Origin of the sequence: Streptomyces prasinopilosus (assembly GCF_001419695.1) — a bacterium.
Taxonomy (GTDB): Bacteria; Actinomycetota; Actinomycetes; order Streptomycetales; family Streptomycetaceae; genus Streptomyces; species Streptomyces prasinopilosus.
Genome location: NZ_LIRG01000158.1, coordinates 1 through 2,532, shown reverse-complemented (window position 1 = coordinate 2,532; position 2,532 = coordinate 1). Strand labels below are relative to the sequence as shown.

Here is a 2,532-nt window from a genome sequence, read left to right as displayed (position 1 = left end):
CGGATCGCCCGGGGCGCCGGAGCGGATGCCCCCGGCGCCCCGGGCGATCCGGTCCGGCACTGGTACGAGAACGAACAGGGGTGGCCGACGGTGCCCGGTCCTCCGGTGCGTCTGTCGGTGGGAGTGCGCTTCGACGTCCTGGACGTCCCCGCCGAGGCGGGCCGCGCGGCGCTGGGGCGCCTGGAACGTCCGGGGCGCCCGGAGGGCGCCGGGCGGGCCGGGCCCGCCGCCGGGGAGTTTCCGGTGGCCCTGCGGGGCGGGCGGATGCTGCTGCTGGTGGCCGCGGGCAGCGCGGAGGAGCTGCCGGGGCTGCTCGCCTGGCTGGAGTGGGGCACCCTGGCCCTCGATCTCACCGCGATCGGCACGGGCGGTCTCATCGACGCTCCGCCGCCCCCCGGAGCCGCCGGCCGCGGTCCCGTCCGGGCGCCCTCCCCGGGGAGCGTCGGTTCACAGGGGGCCGCCGTGTGGCTGCGGCCCCCCGGACCGGGGCGCGAGGTCGAGGCCTCGCTGCCGGCGCTGTCGGCGACGGGGCCCCGTGGGGACGCCCCCGATCTCGTACGGCTGGTGAACACGGTGGCCACGCAGTGCCACCGGATCCGGCTCCTGCGCGCCCGCGGCCGGCCACCGGCCGGGGTGTGCGGGGCGGGACGGGCCGACGGTCAGCCGTTGGCCCGCTCGTAGGCCTCGCGGATGGCCGCGGGGACACGGCCGCGGTCGTTGACCTCGTGACCGTTCTCCTTGGCCCAGGCGCGGATCGCCGCGGTGTCCTGGTTGCCGCCGGAAGTCGCACGTGCCTTTCCGCGCCCGCCCGCAGCACGGCCTCCCGTACGGCGGCCGCCCTTCACGTAAGGCTCGAGAAGGCCACGGAGCTTGTCCGCATTGGCGGTGGTGAGATCGATCTCGTATGTCTTGCCGTCCAACGCGAACGTCACGGTCTCGTCCGCCTCGACGCCGTCGAGGTCGTCGACAAGAAGGACCTGAACCTTCTGTGCCACCGGATTTCCTTTCATCGATAACGTCAGGGCCTGGGTGTACCGGCGTCCGCCGTATCGCCGTCCCCTGTTATATGCACTACTGCAGTACGTCGGAAAGCAAACCGCTTTTGCCGGAAAAACACAAACCCCGGGGGCGGACCCACTGCAGCGCACCGCCGGGAAACGTGCGCGTTTCGGACATAGGGAACCGGGCAAGGCCCGTGGTGCGGAAGCGGTACGGAATATGCCTTGGGACGGCGCACCGGGACCCCCGCCGCAAGGCGTCGGGTGGGAACACCGGTGATCACAGATGCAGAAGCATCCGGCTGTTGCCCAGAGTGTTCGGTTTCACGCGTTCGAGACCGAGGAACTCCGCGACACCCTCGTCATAGGAACGCAGCAGCTCGGCGTACACCTCGGTGTCGACGGGCGTCTCACCGATCTCCACGAAGCCGTGCTTGCCGAAGAACTCGACTTCGAAGGTCAGGCAGAAAACGCGGCGAACACCGAGCCGGCGGGCGGTCTGCAGCAACTTCTCCATCAGGCGGTGCCCCACGCCGGCGCCCTTCAGCCCGGGCTTCACGGCGAGAGTGCGGACTTCCGCGAGGTCTTCCCACATCACGTGCAGCGCGCCGCAGCCGACGACCTCCCCGTTGTCGTCCCGTTCCGCGATCCAGAACTCCTGGATGGCCTCGTAAAGGGTCACCGTCGCTTTGTCGAGCAGGATGCCCTTGCGGACGTAGGCGTCGAGGAGGCGGCGGACGGCGGGGACATCGCTGGTGCGGGCCCGCCGGACGGTGATGGCTTTCGCGGTGACATCCGGGCTGTCTGCTGACATGAGCGGACGTTATCGTCCGTGCGGGCCCTCGCCCGCGGCGGGGTTCTCGGCGGAGGGTTCCGCGGGCGGGGACTGTTCGGGCGATCCCGCCTGTTCGGGGGCTTCCGCCTGTTCCGCCGGCCGGCGTTGTTCCCCGGTTTCCGGAAGGCGTGCGACGCGTATGGCATCCGTGAGGGCCTGCCGCTGTTCCTCGCTCATCATGCCGAAGAAGGCGACGAGTGCGGCGGCGGCGTTGTCGCTCTGCGACCACGCCTCGTTCATCAGTGCGGCGGCGTACGCGGCGCGGGTGGAGACCGCCTCATATCGATAGGCCCGGCCTTCCGCCTGACGGCGCACCCAGCCCTTCTGATGGAGATTGTCCAGAACGGTCATCACCGTGGTGTAGGCGATGGACCGTTCCTTCTGCAGATCTTCGAGGACTTCCCTGACGGTCACCGGGCGGTTCCACTTCCACACCCGCGTCATGACCGCGTCTTCGAGTTCTCCCAGGGGGCGAGGCACACATCAGACAATAGTGCGCAATCACCCCGGTGGCGTGGTGAGCCCGTATGAAAATCCGCAGCCGTGAGCAAAAGGGCGTACGACTCGTGAGCGAGCCGTACGCCGGGTCCGCCGCCCGCACCGCCCGCGGGCGGGCGGTGGGCGCGTCAGGTGTCGGTCTTGGCGGCGGCCTGGTGGGGGACCTCCGCGCGGGCGAGGGCCGCGTCCACGGCGGCGTCC

The 2,532-nt window shown here is 70.6% G+C and carries 4 protein-coding genes; 1 reads left to right on the top strand and 3 read right to left on the bottom strand.

From position 1 onward, the window contains the following. Positions 1–3: 3 nt before the first annotated feature. Positions 4–681: an SCO3374 family protein gene (locus AOK18_RS08000; protein WP_055693868.1), complete on the top strand. Its 678-nt coding sequence runs from the start codon at positions 4–6 to the stop codon at positions 679–681. Here AOK18_RS08000 and AOK18_RS07995 read toward each other — a convergent pair. The 3 genes from AOK18_RS07995 to AOK18_RS07985 all read right to left on the bottom strand — a co-directional run bounded on the left by AOK18_RS07995 (position 660) and on the right by AOK18_RS07985 (position 2,277). Continuing rightward, a complete protein-coding gene (locus AOK18_RS07995; protein WP_055571230.1) occupies positions 660–995 on the bottom strand; it encodes a histone-like nucleoid-structuring protein Lsr2 in 336 nt (111 codons plus the stop codon). The genes AOK18_RS08000 and AOK18_RS07995 overlap by 22 nt on opposite strands. A gap of 283 nt (positions 996–1,278) precedes the next feature. Continuing rightward, positions 1,279–1,812, bottom strand: a complete 534-nt coding sequence (locus tag AOK18_RS07990) for an amino-acid N-acetyltransferase (protein WP_055571231.1) — start codon at positions 1,810–1,812, stop codon at positions 1,279–1,281. Between the two features lie 9 nt (positions 1,813–1,821). Next, a complete protein-coding gene (locus AOK18_RS07985; RefSeq protein WP_055571232.1) occupies positions 1,822–2,277 on the bottom strand; it encodes a BlaI/MecI/CopY family transcriptional regulator in 456 nt (151 codons plus the stop codon). Positions 2,278–2,532: the final 255 nt, after the last annotated feature.

What these genes read in the sequence shown, in the direction of transcription:
- AOK18_RS07990 (WP_055571231.1), bottom strand. Translation starts at nt 1,812, where the DNA reads ATGTCAGCAGACAGCCCGGATGTCACCGCGAAAGCCATCACCGTCCGG.
- AOK18_RS07985 (WP_055571232.1), bottom strand. Translation starts at nt 2,277, where the DNA reads ATGACGCGGGTGTGGAAGTGGAACCGCCCGGTGACCGTCAGGGAAGTC.